Source organism: Pseudomonas chlororaphis (assembly GCF_001921865.1).
GTDB lineage: Bacteria > Pseudomonadota > Gammaproteobacteria > Pseudomonadales > Pseudomonadaceae > Aquipseudomonas > Aquipseudomonas chlororaphis_D.
On record NZ_MSCT01000019.1, the window covers coordinates 404,400 to 420,172 of the forward strand.

14 protein-coding genes and 2 pseudogenes are annotated in these 15,773 nt (G+C 64.0%); 11 read left to right on the forward strand and 5 right to left on the reverse strand.

The features are described from left to right. Window positions 1-14: 14 nt before the first annotated feature. The 4 genes and pseudogenes from BTN82_RS22050 to BTN82_RS22060 all read left to right on the forward strand — a co-directional run bounded on the left by BTN82_RS22050 (window position 15) and on the right by BTN82_RS22060 (window position 3,367). The gene (locus BTN82_RS22050; RefSeq protein WP_075121200.1) at window positions 15-1,091 is read left to right on the forward strand and encodes a diguanylate cyclase; all 1,077 of its coding nucleotides are present in this window, start codon (window positions 15-17) and stop codon (window positions 1,089-1,091) included. A gap of 329 nt (window positions 1,092-1,420) precedes the next feature. Beyond that, a pseudogene (locus BTN82_RS31930) lies at window positions 1,421-2,185 on the forward strand (PAS domain-containing protein); the annotation flags it as partial. A gap of 117 nt (window positions 2,186-2,302) precedes the next feature. Further along, window positions 2,303-2,740: pseudogene (locus BTN82_RS31935) on the forward strand (methyl-accepting chemotaxis protein); the annotation flags it as partial. 87 nt (window positions 2,741-2,827) lie between these two features. Further along, entirely contained in the window at window positions 2,828-3,367 is a 540-nt protein-coding gene (locus BTN82_RS22060) for a DUF1003 domain-containing protein (RefSeq protein ID WP_075121202.1), read from the forward strand. A gap of 1 nt (window position 3,368) precedes the next feature. On the opposite strand, the gene BTN82_RS22065 is transcribed toward BTN82_RS22060, so the two are convergent. Beyond that, window positions 3,369-4,256: a LysR family transcriptional regulator gene (locus BTN82_RS22065; protein ID WP_075121379.1), complete on the reverse strand. Its 888-nt coding sequence runs from the start codon at window positions 4,254-4,256 to the stop codon at window positions 3,369-3,371. A gap of 87 nt (window positions 4,257-4,343) precedes the next feature. Here BTN82_RS22065 and BTN82_RS22070 point away from each other — a divergent pair, with 87 nt between their 5' ends. Both BTN82_RS22070 and BTN82_RS22075 read left to right on the forward strand, forming a co-directional pair. Further along, complete coding sequence (locus BTN82_RS22070) at window positions 4,344-5,057, forward strand: CTP synthase (protein ID WP_075121203.1); 714 nt, start codon at window positions 4,344-4,346, stop codon at window positions 5,055-5,057. Beyond that, the gene (locus BTN82_RS22075; protein ID WP_075121204.1) at window positions 5,054-5,377 is read left to right on the forward strand and encodes an antibiotic biosynthesis monooxygenase family protein; all 324 of its coding nucleotides are present in this window, start codon (window positions 5,054-5,056) and stop codon (window positions 5,375-5,377) included. The genes BTN82_RS22070 and BTN82_RS22075 overlap by 4 nt, the downstream gene beginning before the upstream one ends. Before the next feature lie 89 nt (window positions 5,378-5,466). Here BTN82_RS22075 and BTN82_RS22080 read toward each other — a convergent pair whose 3' ends face one another. Next, window positions 5,467-5,796 (reverse strand): DUF2025 family protein, encoded by a 330-nt coding sequence (locus tag BTN82_RS22080; protein ID WP_075121205.1) that lies wholly within the window; start codon window positions 5,794-5,796, stop codon window positions 5,467-5,469. 251 nt (window positions 5,797-6,047) lie between these two features. On the opposite strand from BTN82_RS22080, the gene BTN82_RS22085 reads away from it, so the two are divergent. Further along, complete coding sequence (locus tag BTN82_RS22085) at window positions 6,048-7,172, forward strand: glycerophosphodiester phosphodiesterase (protein WP_075121206.1); 1,125 nt, start codon at window positions 6,048-6,050, stop codon at window positions 7,170-7,172. 10 nt (window positions 7,173-7,182) lie between these two features. Then, window positions 7,183-7,863, forward strand: a complete 681-nt coding sequence (locus BTN82_RS22090; RefSeq protein WP_075121207.1) for a helix-turn-helix domain-containing protein — start codon at window positions 7,183-7,185, stop codon at window positions 7,861-7,863. Window position 7,864: 1 nt separating this feature from the next. On the opposite strand, the gene BTN82_RS22095 is transcribed toward BTN82_RS22090, so the two are convergent. Further along, window positions 7,865-8,752 (reverse strand): sterol desaturase family protein, encoded by an 888-nt coding sequence (locus tag BTN82_RS22095; protein WP_075121208.1) that lies wholly within the window; start codon window positions 8,750-8,752, stop codon window positions 7,865-7,867. 152 nt (window positions 8,753-8,904) lie between these two features. Here BTN82_RS22095 and BTN82_RS22100 point away from each other — a divergent pair, with 152 nt between their 5' ends. Continuing rightward, window positions 8,905-9,222, forward strand: a complete 318-nt coding sequence (locus BTN82_RS22100) for a PepSY domain-containing protein (protein ID WP_075121209.1) — start codon at window positions 8,905-8,907, stop codon at window positions 9,220-9,222. Window positions 9,223-9,287: 65 nt separating this feature from the next. On the opposite strand, the gene BTN82_RS22105 is transcribed toward BTN82_RS22100, so the two are convergent. Next, window positions 9,288-10,913: a methyl-accepting chemotaxis protein gene (locus BTN82_RS22105; protein ID WP_075121210.1), complete on the reverse strand. Its 1,626-nt coding sequence runs from the start codon at window positions 10,911-10,913 to the stop codon at window positions 9,288-9,290. Between the two features lie 274 nt (window positions 10,914-11,187). Between BTN82_RS22105 and BTN82_RS22110 the strand changes: the two genes are divergently transcribed. Together BTN82_RS22110 and BTN82_RS22115 are read left to right on the forward strand one after the other, a co-directional pair. Further along, window positions 11,188-12,210, forward strand: a complete 1,023-nt coding sequence (locus BTN82_RS22110) for a transporter (protein WP_075121211.1) — start codon at window positions 11,188-11,190, stop codon at window positions 12,208-12,210. Window positions 12,211-12,580: 370 nt separating this feature from the next. After that, entirely contained in the window at window positions 12,581-14,200 is a 1,620-nt protein-coding gene (locus tag BTN82_RS22115) for an inorganic phosphate transporter (RefSeq protein ID WP_075121212.1), read from the forward strand. A 204-nt stretch (window positions 14,201-14,404) separates the two neighbouring features. Here the strand turns inward: BTN82_RS22115 and BTN82_RS22120 are convergent, their stop codons facing one another. Continuing rightward, window positions 14,405-15,730 carry a purine-cytosine permease family protein gene (locus BTN82_RS22120; protein WP_075121213.1) on the reverse strand — a complete coding sequence of 442 codons (1,326 nt, stop codon included), beginning with the start codon at window positions 15,728-15,730 and terminating at the stop codon, window positions 14,405-14,407. Between the last annotated feature and the right edge of the window lie 43 nt (window positions 15,731-15,773).

Below are 15,773 nucleotides of genomic sequence, written 5' to 3' on the forward strand. Positions count from 1 at the left end.
TGACACGGAATTTTATGGATAACCAACAAGGCAAAGGGCTGTCGTTTGCCAAACGTATTTACCTGCCCAGGGTGGTCGGGATGGGAATCGGCTGCCTCAGCGTATTCGCCGGCCTGTACCCGGTGCAGCAACCGTCCTGGGTCTGGGCGCTCCTGCTGTTCAACGGTTTTCTCTGGCCGCACCTGGCGTACCTGATCTCGACCCGGGCCGCGTTTCCCTACCAGGCTGAACGCCGCAACCTGTGGTGCGACTCGCTGTTCGGGGGCATCTGGGCGGCAGCGATGCAGTTCAATCCGCTACCCACGGTGACCATCCTGGCGATGATGGCCATGAACAACCTTGCGGCCGGAGGGCTGCACTTGTTCATCCGCGGCTTTTTCGCCCAGCTCGGCGGTGTGCTGCTCGCTTGGTTGCTACTCGGCCCGGCCTTCACCGGGCACACCACTCAGTGGCAGATCTATGCTTGCCTGCCCATGCTGATCCTCTACCCAATGGCCCTGGGCATGGTCTGCTACCAGTTGGCGATCAAACTGTTCGAACACAAGCATGCCTTGCGTGCATTGAGCCGCACCGACAGCCTCACCGGCTTGCTCAACCACGGCGCCTGGAAAGATCTGCTGCACCTCAAATTCACCAAGTGCCAGCAGCAACGCTGCCAGGGCACCATTGCCTTGATCGACATCGATCATTTCAAACGCATCAACGACAGCCACGGGCATATCCTGGGCGATACCGTGCTGCATCAGTTGAGTTGCGACCTCAAGCACAACCTGCGCCAAGGCGACCTGACCGGTCGCTATGGCGGCGATGAGTTCTGCGTGATCCTCCCCGCGACCTCGCTCCAGCAGGCCCGCGAAGTCATGGAACGGCTACGTGAGGTCTTCAGCCACTATCGCCATCCGGACATACCGCAACTCAGGGTCAGCCTGAGCATTGGCCTGGCCGCCTGGCACCCGGGGCTGAGCGATGCGGCGATGTGGCTCATCGAAGCCGACAAAGCCTTGTATGCCGCAAAAAACTCCGGGCGTAACAAAGTCGCAAGCGCCAGCCAGGAAAGCCACGCCTTCCTCGCCGCAATGAATGACTCCTGAGAAGTTGTACAAAAAAATATTCTGTATAAATTTACTCAGCATCATTCAGTTCATTTCGGAATAATTGTTCTTAACGCTATTCAAAAAACCAGATAAAACCCTTCGGTCACAAAAAATAAACCCTCTACACTCAAAGTCACAGTGTCTTTCCAAGTGTTCAGCAAGGGTCTATCCCAGATACCCAAACGTACGCACGTATCACTTAAGCGTTTATCTGCCAGTCATGGAATGCTGGTATTGAGCGGAAAATGCCGAGGTCCCTTGGCTTTCGGCATTCAGGCGCGCAACAGGGACTGCCTTCAGGTTTTTCCCACGGAGTACCGGCCATCATGCTATTTAGCCGCCAGAATAAAACGATCGACGCCTTGCAACACACCATCGCCCAACAAGCCAGCCTGCTCGATGCCATCGAACGCTCAATGGCGGTGATCGAGTTCGACCTGGAGGGCATAGCCTTGCGGGCCAACGACAATTTCCTCAAAACCATGGGCTATCGCGCAGAACAAGTCGTCGGCCATCACCACCGCCAGTTCTGTCGCCCCGAGTTTGCCCGCAGCAACGAATACCGCGAACTCTGGGCACGCCTGAAAAACGGCCAGTTCGAAGCGGGCACCTTCGAACGCATCGATGCCAAGGGGCAATCGGTATGGCTGGAGGCCAGCTACAACCCGATCAAGGATTCCGACGGCAACGTCGTCAAGGTGGTGAAATACGCCCTCGACGTCACTCTGAAAGTCCAGCAGGAGAGCGAGTCCAAAGGCAAGTTGCATGCGATTGACCGCGCCATGGCGATGATCGAATTCAATCTCGACGGCAGCATCATCACCGCCAACCAGAACTTCCTCAATCGCCTCGGCTATACCCTCGCCGAACTCAAGGGCAAACATCACCGGATTTTCTGCAAGCCCGAGCTGGTGAACAGCAGCGCCTATCAGGATTTCTGGCGGCGTCTCAATCAGGGCGAGTTCTTCAGCGGCCAGTTCGAGCGCATCGACAAATACGGGCAATCGCTGTGGCTCGAAGCCAACTACAACCCGGTGTACGACGCCGCCGGGCGCTTGTGCAAAGTGGTCAAGTACGCCTCCGACGTCACCGCGATGGTGGAAAAACATGCCCAGGACGCCCAGAGCGCAACCCAGGCCTATCACATCTCGGTCGAAACCCGGCATGTCGCCGAACAGGGCACCGAGGTGATCCAGCAGGCGGCCAGCGAAATGCGCCAGATTGCCGCCAACATCGAAGCGTCATCGACCCTGATCGCCAAGCTCGGCGAGCGCTCCGAACAGATCACCGCGATCGTCAACACCATCCGGGCGATCGCCGACCAGACCAACCTGCTGGCGCTCAATGCCGCGATCGAAGCCGCGCGCGCCGGCGAACAGGGACGCGGCTTTGCCGTAGTCGCCGACGAGGTCCGGCAACTGGCCGCCCGTACCAGCGGTTCGACGGCGGAAATCTCCGAGATGATCGACATGATCCAGACCGAAACCCAGCAGGCCATCAAGAGCATGGACGGCACCCGGGACCGAGCGGCCAAGGGCGTCGACCTGGCGGATCAGGCCGGCACGGTGATCCTGCAGATTCGTGACGGTACCAGCGAAGCGGTACAGGCCGTGAGCATGTTCGCCAACGAGCGTGCGGCGTTCTGAACCGGCGTTTCTGAATCGATGCCAGGGAAGGCGTCGACGCCGACAGGGCTCTATAGTGACCGGCAGTTCCCCTGCCCCGAGTCCGCCATGAACCCAACCCCGTCCGAAACAACCTCTCCCGCGCCTGTCGACCACCTGCGCTTTCACCGTTCCCATGCCCATCTGGCCCCGACCTTCGGCAACGACAGCTTCGCCCTCAAGGCCGAAGCCTTTGCCCGGTTTTTCGGCACGCCGGCCTTTCTGGGCGCACAAACCCTGATCGTGCTGGTCTGGGTCGGCCTCAACCTGAACGGCGCGACGCACTTCGACGTCTACCCGTTCATCCTGCTCAACCTGGCCTTCAGCCTGCAATCGGCCTACGCCGCACCGCTGATCCTGCTGGCCCAGACCCGCCAGGCCGCGCGCGACAAAGCCCAGACCGACGCCGATGCCCAGCATCGCGAAGCCATTGCTGTCGCCAACAGCGAACGCCAGGCCCAAGCCGCGCAGCATGCCGCGCAACTGCTCGAACTGCTGGAGCAGAACACCCGCCTGACTGAAATGACCAAGCAACTGACCGAGCGCATCGAGAACCTGACCAGCGAAATGCACCAGCACTTTGTGCTCAAGGATCAACCACCGGCGTAACTCACTGCGGGGCGCGAAGGCGCAGGCTCAATTCGTCGAACAGCGTCACCACCGCACGCAGCGCCCGACAATCGGGCCGGGTCAGCAACCAGAGCGCGGTGTCGCAGCCCGGCAGCGGGTCGCTCAAGGGTTGCAGGTCGTGGCTGCGATCGAGGAGGAAATCCGGCAACACCGCCACGCCCAGTCCGGCTTTCACCAGTTCGCTGACTGCCAGCATGCTGTTGCAGCGATAGCCCGGTATCACCCCCGGCAACGCCTGGCGGCGCCAGGCCACTGTGGCGTGGTCCGGGAGGAAATCGTCCGGGGCGATCCAGGTCAGCTCGGCCAGCTGTGCAGCGGCCGCCGACCGGGCATAGCTCGGACTCGCGCAGACCCGGTAGGACACCGCACGCAATTGGCGGCCCACCAGATGCTCGGGCGGCGAACGGGTCAGGCGCAGGGCAAGATCGGCGTCGCGCCGGCTGAGGTTGGCGAAATCGTTGGACGTGCTGAGCTCCAGGGCCAGCGCCGGGTAACGCGACATGAACTGCGCCAGTGCCGGCAACAGCACGCCCTGCAACACCGAATCGGTACAGGTCAGGCGCACCGTGCCGCTGACCACCGCGCCACCCTGCTCCACCCCGACCCGCGCCGCGTCCAATGCCTGTTCGGCGCGCTCGGCCTGCTCGGCCAACGTACGGGCCAGGCCCGTGGGCAAGTAACCGGCGCGGCTCTTGTCGAATAGCTGCTGGCCCAGCGCGGCCTCCAGGCGCCGCACGGCACGGAATACCGTGGACACATCCACCTTCAGCAGCGCCGCCGCACGGGCCAGGGAGCCGCCGCGCACCAGGGCGAGGATCAGCGACAGGTCGGGATAGTCGAGCTGATAGTGCACAGCTGCATTGATCACTTGGATAAACGCCAATATTGAATGCGTGGGCGCCAATCTATAGTGGCCTTCGCCGATCGACAAGCGCCGGCCCATAGGGAGACGTCCATGCCTCATCTCGCACCCACCCTGCACATCGCCCTGGTGGGCGACTACGACCCGCACGTCACCGCGCACCAGGCCATTCCCCTGGCGCTGCAAATGGCGGCCGAGGAAACCAGCCTCAAGGTGCACTACCAATGGCTGGCCACCGACAGCCTGGCCAGTAGCGAAGCGCTGCAGCCTTTCGACGGGATCTGGTGCGTGCCTGCCAGCCCCTACCGCTCCATGGACGGCGCCCTGCGTGCCATCCGCTTTGCCCGCGAACAGCAGCGGCCCTTCCTCGGCACCTGCGGCGGCTTTCAGCATGCGGTGCTGGAATACGCGCGCAACGTGCTGGGCTGGGCCGACGCCGAACATGGCGAAACCCATCCCGAAGCCGAGCGTGCCCTGCTCACCCCGCTGACCTGCGCCCTGGTGGAAGCCACCGACAGCATCCGTCTGTGCGCAGGCAGCCGCATCGCCGCCGCGTATGGCGAGCACGTGATCAGCGAAGGGTATCGATGCCGCTACGGGGTCAACCCGGCGTTCGCGGCGCAACTGCTCAAGCACGACTTGCACCCCAGCGGCTACGACTCGGCCGGCGACCTGCGGGCGGTGGAACTGCGCGACCAGCCATTTTTCGTCGCCACCCTGTTCCAGCCGGAGCGGGCCGCGCTCAAAGGCGTGGTCCCGCCCCTGGTCAGCGCCCTGCTCGCCGCGTGCCTGGAGCGACGCGCATGATCGCCCGCACTCCGGAGCCGCCCTACTACGCGGTGATTTTCAGCGCACAACGCAATGCCCCGGACCCGGCCTACGAGCAGGCCGCCGAGCGCATGGTCGAACTGGCGCAGCAGCAACCGGGATTCCTCGGCATGGAGTTCGCGCGCAACCCGGACGGTTTCGGCATCACCGTGTCCTATTGGCAGGATCAGGCTTCGATCCTCGCCTGGAAGCAGCACGCCGAACACCGCATCGCTCGCGAGCGCGGGCGCAGCGACTGGTACGCGGCGTGCCAGACCCGGGTGTGCAAGGTCGAGCGCGCTTATCTGTTCGAGGGCTGAAAATCTTATCGCAAGCACACTCGCGCCTACAGGATGAACACCGTCCTGTGTAGGAGCGAGCGTGCTCGCGATAGCGTCAGCCCGCCCCCCTACAGTTCGCGGACCAGGTTGCGCTGCGCCGAAATTTCCGGCAGGTCGCTGCGGCGCATGTACACGCGCAAGGGTTCGCTGATGTTGATGCGCTCGTCGATGTTCTGTTCCAGCAGCAACTGGATCAGCTCGCGCTTGAGCACCATGAGCTGGCCTTCGGCGGCGGCCCAGACGAACTCGCTGGCGGGAATGATGGCGTCGTCGGCGACGTCCATGCCGAAGGAGTCTTCGCTGAACCGCACGATGTGCTGGCCGCTCTTGCGGTTGAAACCGACAAAGCCCTTGAGCTGGTCGGCGGCCTGGCAGATGAGTTCGGATGTGATACGCATGGTAAACCTCACTGGAAGTCCCGCGGGACAGGTGATCGATGGTTTACACGCCGGGCAAGGGTGGAAATGTGTGGCTGGCTTCCCTCTGCCGGGGAAACTTCAGGACGCAAGCGTACTGCAAAGCGCCCGGCAAAAGCGTCGGAAAATTTGCCGCATGCGCAGATTTATGTCGGTTTCGCGATAGCACAACGGCCCTTCAATTGTTAAAAGGTAATCCTTTGAAAACCGCTCTCCACGAAAGGACCTCGACCATGCCTGCCACCTTCACCAAAAGCGCCCTGTTGCTGAGCCTGATGCTTGGCCTGAGCCAGGCACAGGCCGCCAGCCCGAGCCCCACCGCGCTAGCCATCAGCCAGGGCATCCCGCACCCGGCGGTGATCGCGCACCGCGGCGCGTCCTTCGATGCGCCGGAGTCCACCGCCGCCGCCTACAAGCTGGCCCGCGACCTGGGTGCCGACTACCTGGAAATGGACCTGCAACGCAGCAAGGACGGCGTGCTGTTCGCCCTGCACGACAACAACCTGCAACGCACCACCGACGTCGCCAGCAAGTTCCCGGAGCGCAAGGACAGCCCGGCCAACGCCTTCACCATGGCCGAACTGAAAACCCTCGATGCCGGCAGTTGGTTCAACCAGGCCTATCCCGAGCGGGCCCGCCCGAGCTACGTCGGCCTGAAGATCCTGACCCTCGACGAAATCATCGACATTGCCCAGAGCAGCCCGCAGCACAAGCCGGGCCTGTACATCGAGACCAAGGAACCCAAGCAGTTCCCTGGCATCGAGCGCGACCTCAAGGAAAAACTCCAGGACCGCGGCTGGCTCAGCCCGGCCGGTTCCAAGCTGGCGAAAAGCGAGCTGGCGGTAGGCCAGGGCAAAGGCAAAGTGGTGTTGCAGACGTTCGAGAAGAGCAGCCTGGAACTGCTGCAGAAAGAAATGCCGAAAGTGCCGAAGATTCTCCTGCTGTGGGTCGGCGAAGGCAGCATCGAACCCAAGTCCAAGGTGACCTTCGCCGAGAGCGGCGAGAAAACCAAGGCCGCCTACTACGCCAAGCAAGAGCCCAAGGACGAAGCCGAATTCAAGCAATGGGTCGACTACGCCAAAGCCCAGGGCGCTATCGGCACCGGCCCTTCGGCGTTGCTGACCGAGCTGGGCGACCAGAGCTATTCGGACCTGGTCAAGCCCTGGATGAACCAGTACACCCACGACCATGGCTTGCTGGTGCACGTGTACACCATCGACGAACCGGTGGACTTCAAGAAGGTGCTGGACGCTGGCGTCGACGGCATTTTCACCAACCGCGCCGCGGAGCTGCTCAAGTACGTCAAGCGCCCGGCCAGCGCCAGCGTGACCCAGTTGCTCGAGGCCAACGGCTACTGAGCCCACCGCCGTGCACACGCCCGAGTGGACAGGCCAGTTGTGGCTCGGGCCTGACTACGGACTGATCCAGGGGGAGTTGGGGCGCACCGCGCCCCATGCCCACTACGCCCACCAACTGATCCTCGCCCCCGACACACCCGTCACCGTCAGCCTCGACGGCCAGCCCTGCACTGCCCGGCAAGTGTTTATCCCGGCCCTGCAACGCCATGCGATCCTCGATGCGCCTGGAACCCTGTTCACCCTCTACGCCGAACCGCTGACGATCGACGCCCAAGACCTGCAACGCAGCCTGCTAGGCGTCGAACTATCGCTACCGGCGCTGGCCGAGGCACTGCGGCGCTGCCCACGCCGGACCTTGCAGGATCGACGCGTGGAAAAGGCCCTCGCCGCCCTCGACCGGCAACTGACCGGCAAGGTCTCGGCCAGTGCCCTGGCAGCCCACGCGCACCTGTCCCTGAGCCAGCTGGAACGGCTGTTCAGCGGCCAGCTCGGGTTGCCGGTGCGGCGCCTGGTGCTGTGGCGGCGCCTGCGCCTGGCGATGGGCCTGGTGCTGGCGGGCCAGGCGGTCACCGAGGCGGCCCACGGTGCTGGCTTCGCCGATTCCGCGCACTTCTCCCGAACCCTGAAATCCCTGTTCGGCGTCACGGCGCGCCAAGCCCTGCAACGCATCGAACTGCACCTGCTGGACTGACTCAACGGCGCAACGGCAAGGGCACCGGCGGTTCCTCCTGAACGGCTTGCCTGCTGAAAGGAGCCAGCAACTGTCGCCCGTAGGACTGCGGATAATCCGGCTGGCTGCCGATGCCCAGGTCGCCCTGGCGGATCGGGTAGGCCGAGGAGTAGAACACCGTGCCGAGCAGCCAGTCCCAGACATTCAAGAACAGGCCGAAATTCACATTGCCGGCGGTGCCGTACTTCATGTGGTGAAAACGATGCATCGGCGCCCAGGCGAACACCCAGCCCAGGGGACCGGGCCGCAGGTCGACATTGGAATGCTGCAACAGCAGCTGGATAGCGATGGCGAACGCCAGCAACTGCGCCACCGGCAACGGGATGCCCAAAAACACCAGCGGCAACAGCCCGGCGCTGGCTTCCAACAATTGATGCAGCGGGTGCTTCATCAAGCCGTTGAAACCGTACAAGCGCTCCACGCTGTGATGCACCGCGTGCAAGCGCCACAGCCAGGGCAAGCGGTGGCTGAAGTAATGCGCCAGGGTCAGGCCACAGTCGGCGATGACAATCGCCAGCGCCAACTGCGCCCACAACGACCAGCCGCGCGGCCACAAGCCATCGAACGCCAGCAGGCTCACCAGCCCCGGCAACAGCAGCAGCCCCAGGGCGTTCAGGCTTTCGTTGACCAGTGCGTGCAGCACGTCGCGCAAGCGATCCTGCCGTGGACGGTTCCAGTCCACCTCGTAGGGCAACCACCACTCCGCGAGAAAGGACACCCCCAACGCCACGGTGAACACCAGCAGCAACCCGCCCGGGGCCAGCCCCGGCGAGCCCATGACCCACACACCCGTGCCGATGAAACCGAGAAAAAAGCCGGGGCCGTACACACCTTTGATCATGCGTTTCATCACTGCCTCTCCTGTTCGAGAGCACAGTTTGAAATACCCGAGGGCCAACGCAATTGAACAAACGGCGCAAAGCGTGCGCTGAATTAAGGGTGAATTAAGTTGCACCGGCTAATCTGAACCCACTTCAACGAATCACCCCAAGGAAAGACACCATGAAAACTCTGACTGCCCTGTTCGCCGCCACCGCCCTGACCCTGACCGCCGGCCTGGCCCAGGCCGACGTACGCCCGGACCTGATCCCGGGCCTGCTCAAGTCCGGCACCATCATGGACCTGGAAAAACTCAACCAGGCCGCGCTGGCCGTACACCCGGGCACCACCGCCGCCAACATCACCGACACCGAGCTGGAGCAGACCGCCGCCGGCGGCTACGTCTACCAGGTGGAACTGCGCGACGCCAAGGGCGTGGAATGGGACGTCGACCTGGATGCCAAGACCGGCAAGGTGCTGAGCAACAAGCAAGACCAGTAATTTTCCCCGCTACAAAAAAAGCCGCGCGGCCCACAGGCCCCGCGGCTTTTTCATTGCCCAACGCATCAGGCACTTAGGCGTGCCGTCACCTCGTTCAACTGGCCCGACAGGTCGTGCAGGTTGTGGCTGGCGCTCTGGGTGCGCTGCACGTTATCCAGGTTGGTGCTGGCGATGGTGGTGATCTCGGTCAGGTTGCGCGAGATGTCCTCGGCAACCGAGGTCTGCTCTTCCGCCGCCGTGGCGATCTGCCGGTTCATATCGCGGATGGCCTCGACCGCCTCGGTGATCCGCTCCAGCATCGCCCCGGCCTGGGTCACCTGCTCGACGCTGGCGTCGCTGCGCGCCTGGCCGCTCTCGATCGCGTGGGCGGCGTCCAGCGCGCCGGTCTGCACGCTCTGGATGATCTGGTTGATCTCGATGATCGACGCCGCGGTGCGTTGCGCCAGGCTGCGCACCTCGTCGGCGACCACGGCGAAACCGCGTCCCGCCTCGCCGGCCCGCGCGGCCTCGATGGCGGCGTTGAGCGCCAGCAGGTTGGTCTGCTCGGCGATCCCGCGGATCACTTCCAGCACCTTGCCGATGCGCCCGCTGTCGGTTTCCAGGCGGCGGATCACCTCGGCCGTATTGGCGATCTCGCCGCGCATCTGGGTGATGGTATGGATGGTGCCCTGCATCACCTGCTCGCCCTGCTGGGCCGACTGGTCGGCATCATCGGCAGCCCGCGCCGCGTCCGCCGCATGGCGCGCCACTTCCTGGGCGGTGGCGGACATTTCGTTCATCGCCGTGGCCACCTGGTCGGTGCGGTTGAACTGCTCGTTGGTGCCCTGGGACATCAGGGTGGCAATGGCATTCAGCTCGCCGCTGGCGCTGTCCAGGTCGGACGCGCTGCGCTGCAGGCGGCTGAAGGTTTCGGCGAGAAAGTCGCGCAGGGTATTGGCGGCGACCGCCAGCTTGCCCAACTCGTCCTGGCGCGTACTGGCCACGCGCTGGGCAATCCGCCCGCGGCTGAGTTGCGCCACATAGTCGATCAACTGGCGGATCGGCTCCACCAGGCTGCGGTTGACCAGCCACAGGCTCAACAACCCGATCAGCAGCCCCGAGGCCAGCATCACCAGAAGGCCGATCCAGACCGTGCGCTGCGCCCCGGCACTGATGGTTTGGGACTGCTCGCTGCCCTGTTTGCGCAACTCGTTCACCAGTTCGCTCATCTGCTCGCTGGTGGCACGGTCCACGCCCTTGACCGCGGCATCGCCGGCCGTCGGGTCGGCAGCGGCGGCGACAAAGGCATCGCGACCTTTCTGGTAGGCGCCGCCCAGCAGGCGGTGTTCTTCACGCAGGCGTTCGATCCGGCTCCTGAGCGCCGCGTCGATGCCGGGCTCGGTCGCCAGTTGGCCAAGAATGCCCTGCACATCGCGCTGGCGGTCCTCGAACTGCTGCCAGTATTTGTTCAGGTCGGCGCTCTGCTTGCCGCGCAACAGGACGTTTTTCCATTCCTGGACCTGGACCTTGAATTGCAGGTTGGCTTCATCGATCAACTGCGAGGTGCGCAGCGGCCCCTCGATCAACTCGCGATAACCTTGCACGCCATTGGACAGGAAGTGAAAACACGCCAGCGCGATCAACAGCATCGCCAACAGGCTGCCGCTCAACAGGGCCAGAACTTGCGCTCTCAGGGATTTTTGCAAGGACATCGAATGAGATCTCTCAACAGGGATAGAGCACGCCCGAGGCGGGCATGGGTAAACATCCGAACATCCCTGTCAGGCGCGCCGGGGCCAGCCGATCGCACAATTGCTGTATGCGTGATCGGCCTGCAAGAAGCTTTCTTTAGGGCCTCCGACAGCCGGTTGGAACGCCGGACAGGGCACTTCAAACTGTCACAAAATCGTCATGCGGCCTTGCGATGATCGGGCTCAAGTGAACCTGCGAAACCGCTTGCAGGCGCCTTCCCTCCAGCGAGCGTCCATGAACCACAGCCTCGACCATGCCCATCGCGATTCCGACCTGTTCGGCCTGCTCTACGGCTTTGCCTTTCGCCCCGGCGAACGGGGTCGTGAACTGGACTCGGCCAAGGCCCTGCAAGCCCTGCGACAGGCGGACGATAGCGACGAGTTTCTCTGGCTGCACCTGAACCTGGCGCATGCCGCTTGCGAACGCTGGATGCAGACCCACCTGGGGCTGCCGGAGGAGTTCTTCGAGGCGCTGCACGAAGGCTCGCGCTCGACCCGCATCGAACATGTGGACTCGGCCCTGTTGGCGGTGGTCAACGACGTGGTGTTCAACTTCGCCAGCATGGCCTCCTCGGACATCTCCACCCTGTGGGTCTGCGTGCGCAGCCGGCTGATCGTCAGCGCGCGCCTGCAACCGCTGCACTCGGTGGACAAGCTGCGCTCCTCGGTCAAGGCCGGCGAACGCTTTCGCTCGCCCCTGGAACTGCTGGTGCACCTGCTGCGCGACCAGGGCGAAGTACTGACCCAGATCGTGCGCAAGACCAGCCTCAACGTCGACCAGATCGAAGACCAGTTGCTGGCCGCGCGGATCTCCACCAACCGCGCGGAACTGGGAGCCATGCGCCGCGTGCTGGTGCGCCTGCAACGCCTGCTGGCACTGGAGCCGGGCTCGCTGCTGCGGCTGCTCAACCGGCCGCCGCAATGGTTGCAGAAGGAGGACGTCAAGGAGCTGCGCAAGTCCACCGAGGAGTTCGCCCTGATCATCAACGACCTCACCGCCCTCGGCGAGCGGATCAAGCTGCTGCAGGAAGAAATCGCCGCCAATATCAACGAGCAAGCCAACCGCACCCTGTTCACCCTGACCGTGGTCACGGTGCTGGCGCTGCCGATCAACATCATCGCCGGCTTCTTCGGCATGAACGTCGGCGGCATCCCTTTCTCCGCCGATCCGGAAGGCTTCTGGATCCTCGTCGCGCTGGTCGCCACCTTCACCGTCATCGCCGGCCGCTGGGCCTTTCGCAAGCGCCAGGATATGTAGGAGCGCCCTGTGACCGCTTCCACATGACTGCGCAGAGGGGCGCCGCTCTCGGGATCGCAGAGGTCCTGCGGATCTTGCGCAGCCTTCGGCAGCGGCTACTACATCGGTGTAGAGCGCCATCGCGTGGCAGATCTCAATCCCTGTAGCCGCTGCCGCAGGCTGCGCACGACCGCGTAGCGGGCGCCGCTCTCAGGGTCGCAAGAGGTCCTGCGGACCTTGCGCAGCCTGCGGCAGCGGCTACAGGGAAAGGCGAAGGGGATTTCGGATCGATGGTGCCGTCAATCGCCCAAACACTGACCTGACGCAGTCTCTCTGTAACATTTGGCAACGATCATGGGCGACACTCCTCCCCCCACAGGATTGTCCGGCAATGGCCACCCCTTCCCTGACCGCCTCAGCCTCCCCTTCGCCCGCCGCCGAAACCAGACCGCAGCTGGATAAGAAAAACAGCCCCTTCACCCTCGTGGTGTTCTTCGCGATCCTCGCCATGGGCCTGCTGTTCACCGCCTACAGCCTGATGCACGATATGCACGAACTGGGCACCGTGGTCACCACCTGGACCCCGTTCCTGCTGCTCGGCGTGGCGCTGCTGATCGCCCTGGGCTTCGAGTTCGTCAACGGTTTCCACGACACCGCCAACGCCGTGGCAACAGTGATCTACACCCACTCGCTGCCGCCGCATTTCGCCGTGGTCTGGTCGGGTTTCTTCAACTTCCTCGGTGTGCTGTTGTCCAGCGGCGCGGTGGCCTTCGGCATCATCGCCCTGCTGCCGGTGGAGCTGATCCTGCAAGTCGGTTCCTCGGCCGGCTTCGCCATGATCTTTGCCCTGCTGATCGCCGCCATCCTGTGGAACCTCGGCACCTGGTGGCTGGGCCTGCCGGCCTCGTCGTCGCACACCCTGATCGGCTCGATCATCGGCGTCGGCGTGGCCAACGCCCTGATGCACGGCCGCGACGGCACCAGCGGCGTGGACTGGAGCCAGGCCACCAAAGTCGGCTACGCCCTGCTGTTCTCGCCGCTGATCGGTTTCGCCTTCGCCGCCCTGCTGCTGTTGGCCCTGCGCCTGTTCGTGAAGAACCGCGCGCTGTACAAGGCGCCCAAGGGCAACACCCCGCCGCCGTGGTGGATTCGCGGCATGCTGATCGTCACCTGCACTGGCGTGTCCTTCGCCCACGGTTCCAACGACGGCCAGAAAGGCATGGGCCTGATTATGCTGATCCTGGTCGGCACCCTGCCCATGGCCTATGCCCTGAACCGCACCATGCCGGCCGACCAGGCCCTGCAATTCGCCGCGGTGGCCGAAGTCACCCAGCAGGCGCTGGTGAAGAGCGCCCCGCAGCCGGCCCCGGCCGACCCGCGCGCGGTGCTGTCCGAGTACGTGCGCAGCAAGCAAGACACGCCGCAGCTGGTGCCGGCCCTGGCGGCCCTGACCGGGCATATCGGCGATGAAGTGAAGGGCTACGGTTCGCTGGCCAAGGTGCCGGCCGAAGCCATGGGCAACGTGCGCAACGACATGTACCTGAGCAGCGAGACCATTCGCCTGATGGACAAGAACAAGGTCGGCAACTTCGACGCCGATACCAGCGGCAAGCTGCAACTGTTCAAGCAGCAGATCGACAACGCCACGCGCTTCATTCCGCTGTGGGTGAAGATCGCCGTGGCCATCGCCCTGGGCCTGGGCACCATGGTCGGCTGGAAGCGCATCGTGGTCACCGTCGGCGAGAAGATCGGCAAGACCCACCTGACTTACGCCCAGGGCGCCTCGGCGGAAACCGTGGCCATGCTGACCATCGGCGCCGCCGACATGTTCGGCCTGCCGGTCTCTACCACTCACGTGCTGTCCTCGGGCGTGGCCGGGACCATGGTCGCCAACGGCGGCGGCCTGCAGATGCAGACCATCCGCAACCTGTTGATGGCCTGGGTGCTCACCCTGCCGGCGGCGATCCTGCTGTCCGGCAGCCTGTATTGGCTGTTCACCCAACTGTTCTGAGTGCAGCCCTGTAGGAACGAAGCTTGCTCGCGATAGCGTTCGATCGGACAACGCGTATTTCAGGCCGCTGCGCGGATCGCGAGCAAGCTTCGCTCCTACACAAACTTCGCCCCCTGTAGCTGTTTCTTCCGCACGACCGCGCAGCGGGCGTCGTTCTCGGGATCGCCGGAGGTCCTGCGGACCTTGCGCAGCCTTCGGCAGCGGCTACAGGGTCGGCGCAGGATCGGGAAGCCTGCGCCGACTGGAAAGCCCCCACTGCAACACGAACGCCAGCACCCCGGTCAGCGGCGCGGAAAAACTCGCCAGCCCGCCGCCCGCCCACATCAGCACCAGGCCCAGCGCCGTGCCGCCGAACCAGGCACTCAGCCCCGCCGCGTTGAACGCCGCGACGCGCTCGATGGCTGCCGCCTCATTACGCCCGAACAGGATCTGCGCCAGCGCCACGCCGACCCAGGCGACGACGAAAATACCCTGGTAGGCCAGCGCCTTGAGCAGGTAGGCGAACACGTCCGCGAGCATCAACCCGTAGACAATGATCCCCACCACCACGGCCCACATCAGGTAGGAACCGCGCACGCCGAAACGACCGAAGAACGCCTGCATGTTCAGGGTCGCCAGGTAGTAGTTGGCGGTGTTGATCCGGGTCTGCGTGGCCCAGACGAACAACAACCCCCAGAGTCCCATCAACTGCAGGATCGCCATCACCACCGACACCTCGTTGAGCGCGCCTTCGTGGGGAATGCTGCTGACCAGGTAGATGCCCGCGGCGCCGTTGAGCAGGAAGGTCACCGCGTAGAACGGCATGCCGAAGTTCCAGCGGCCGTGGTAGGCGGCGTCCTCGGGTTTGCCGAAGCGCGCGTAGTCGAAGGTGAACAGCATCAGGATCCACACCCCCATGTACGCCACGAAGCAGTCCCACCAGCCCGAAGCCGTCGGGGTCGCCGGGCCGAAATCCAGCCATTGCGGCTGGTAGCCGTAACGCGCGATCGACAGCCCCACCGCCAGCAGCAAACCGCCCAGGTACACCGGCAACAGCACGCCGTTGAGCTTGTCCAGCCAGTGCTGCACGCTGCCCAGGATCAGCGGCACGCTGTACAGCACCACCAGCAGCGCGGCCAGTGGATACACCAGTTGCGGGTACAGGTGGTTGAGCGCCACGGCGATCACCGAGCCCTCGAATACCGCGTAGTAGATCGCCGTGGAAAAGAAGATCAACGTCGCCAGGCAGGCGCCGCTGCTGCCGAACAGCAACCGCGAAAACAGCGCCACCGACCAGCCGCTGCGCATGGCGAAACGGCTGAGCACGCTATTGACCAGGCCATAGCAGAACACCGACAGCAGCATGCCGATCAGGGCGTTGCGGGTACCGTAGGACAGTGCCAGCGACGCGCCGACCACGATGTAGAACATGGCGCTGCACACGGCCCACCAGGCCATGGTCAGCGACAGCTTGCCCATCCGCGCAGCCGCGGCGACAGGCAGATGGGCAGGGTCCTGCCCGGTTTGATTCGCTTGCGATAAAGCAGCCATAGACGTGAACTCCAGAACCAGTCGAAGGTTGTGGCGCGGGCAG

Coding starts and splice junctions, on each gene's coding strand:
- BTN82_RS22050 (WP_075121200.1), top strand. CDS start 15: ATGGATAACCAACAAGGCAAAGGGCTGTCGTTTGCCAAACGTATTTAC.
- BTN82_RS22095 (WP_075121208.1), bottom strand. CDS start 8,752: ATGAAACGCATGATCAAAGGTGTGTACGGCCCCGGCTTTTTTCTCGGT.
- BTN82_RS22100 (WP_075121209.1), top strand. CDS start 8,905: ATGAAAACTCTGACTGCCCTGTTCGCCGCCACCGCCCTGACCCTGACC.
- BTN82_RS22060 (WP_075121202.1), top strand. CDS start 2,828: ATGAACCCAACCCCGTCCGAAACAACCTCTCCCGCGCCTGTCGACCAC.
- BTN82_RS22120 (WP_075121213.1), bottom strand. CDS start 15,730: ATGGCTGCTTTATCGCAAGCGAATCAAACCGGGCAGGACCCTGCCCAT.
- BTN82_RS22070 (WP_075121203.1), top strand. CDS start 4,344: ATGCCTCATCTCGCACCCACCCTGCACATCGCCCTGGTGGGCGACTAC.
- BTN82_RS22110 (WP_075121211.1), top strand. CDS start 11,188: ATGAACCACAGCCTCGACCATGCCCATCGCGATTCCGACCTGTTCGGC.
- BTN82_RS22080 (WP_075121205.1), bottom strand. CDS start 5,796: ATGCGTATCACATCCGAACTCATCTGCCAGGCCGCCGACCAGCTCAAG.
- BTN82_RS22105 (WP_075121210.1), bottom strand. CDS start 10,913: ATGTCCTTGCAAAAATCCCTGAGAGCGCAAGTTCTGGCCCTGTTGAGC.
- BTN82_RS22115 (WP_075121212.1), top strand. CDS start 12,581: ATGGCCACCCCTTCCCTGACCGCCTCAGCCTCCCCTTCGCCCGCCGCC.
- BTN82_RS22085 (WP_075121206.1), top strand. CDS start 6,048: ATGCCTGCCACCTTCACCAAAAGCGCCCTGTTGCTGAGCCTGATGCTT.
- BTN82_RS22075 (WP_075121204.1), top strand. CDS start 5,054: ATGATCGCCCGCACTCCGGAGCCGCCCTACTACGCGGTGATTTTCAGC.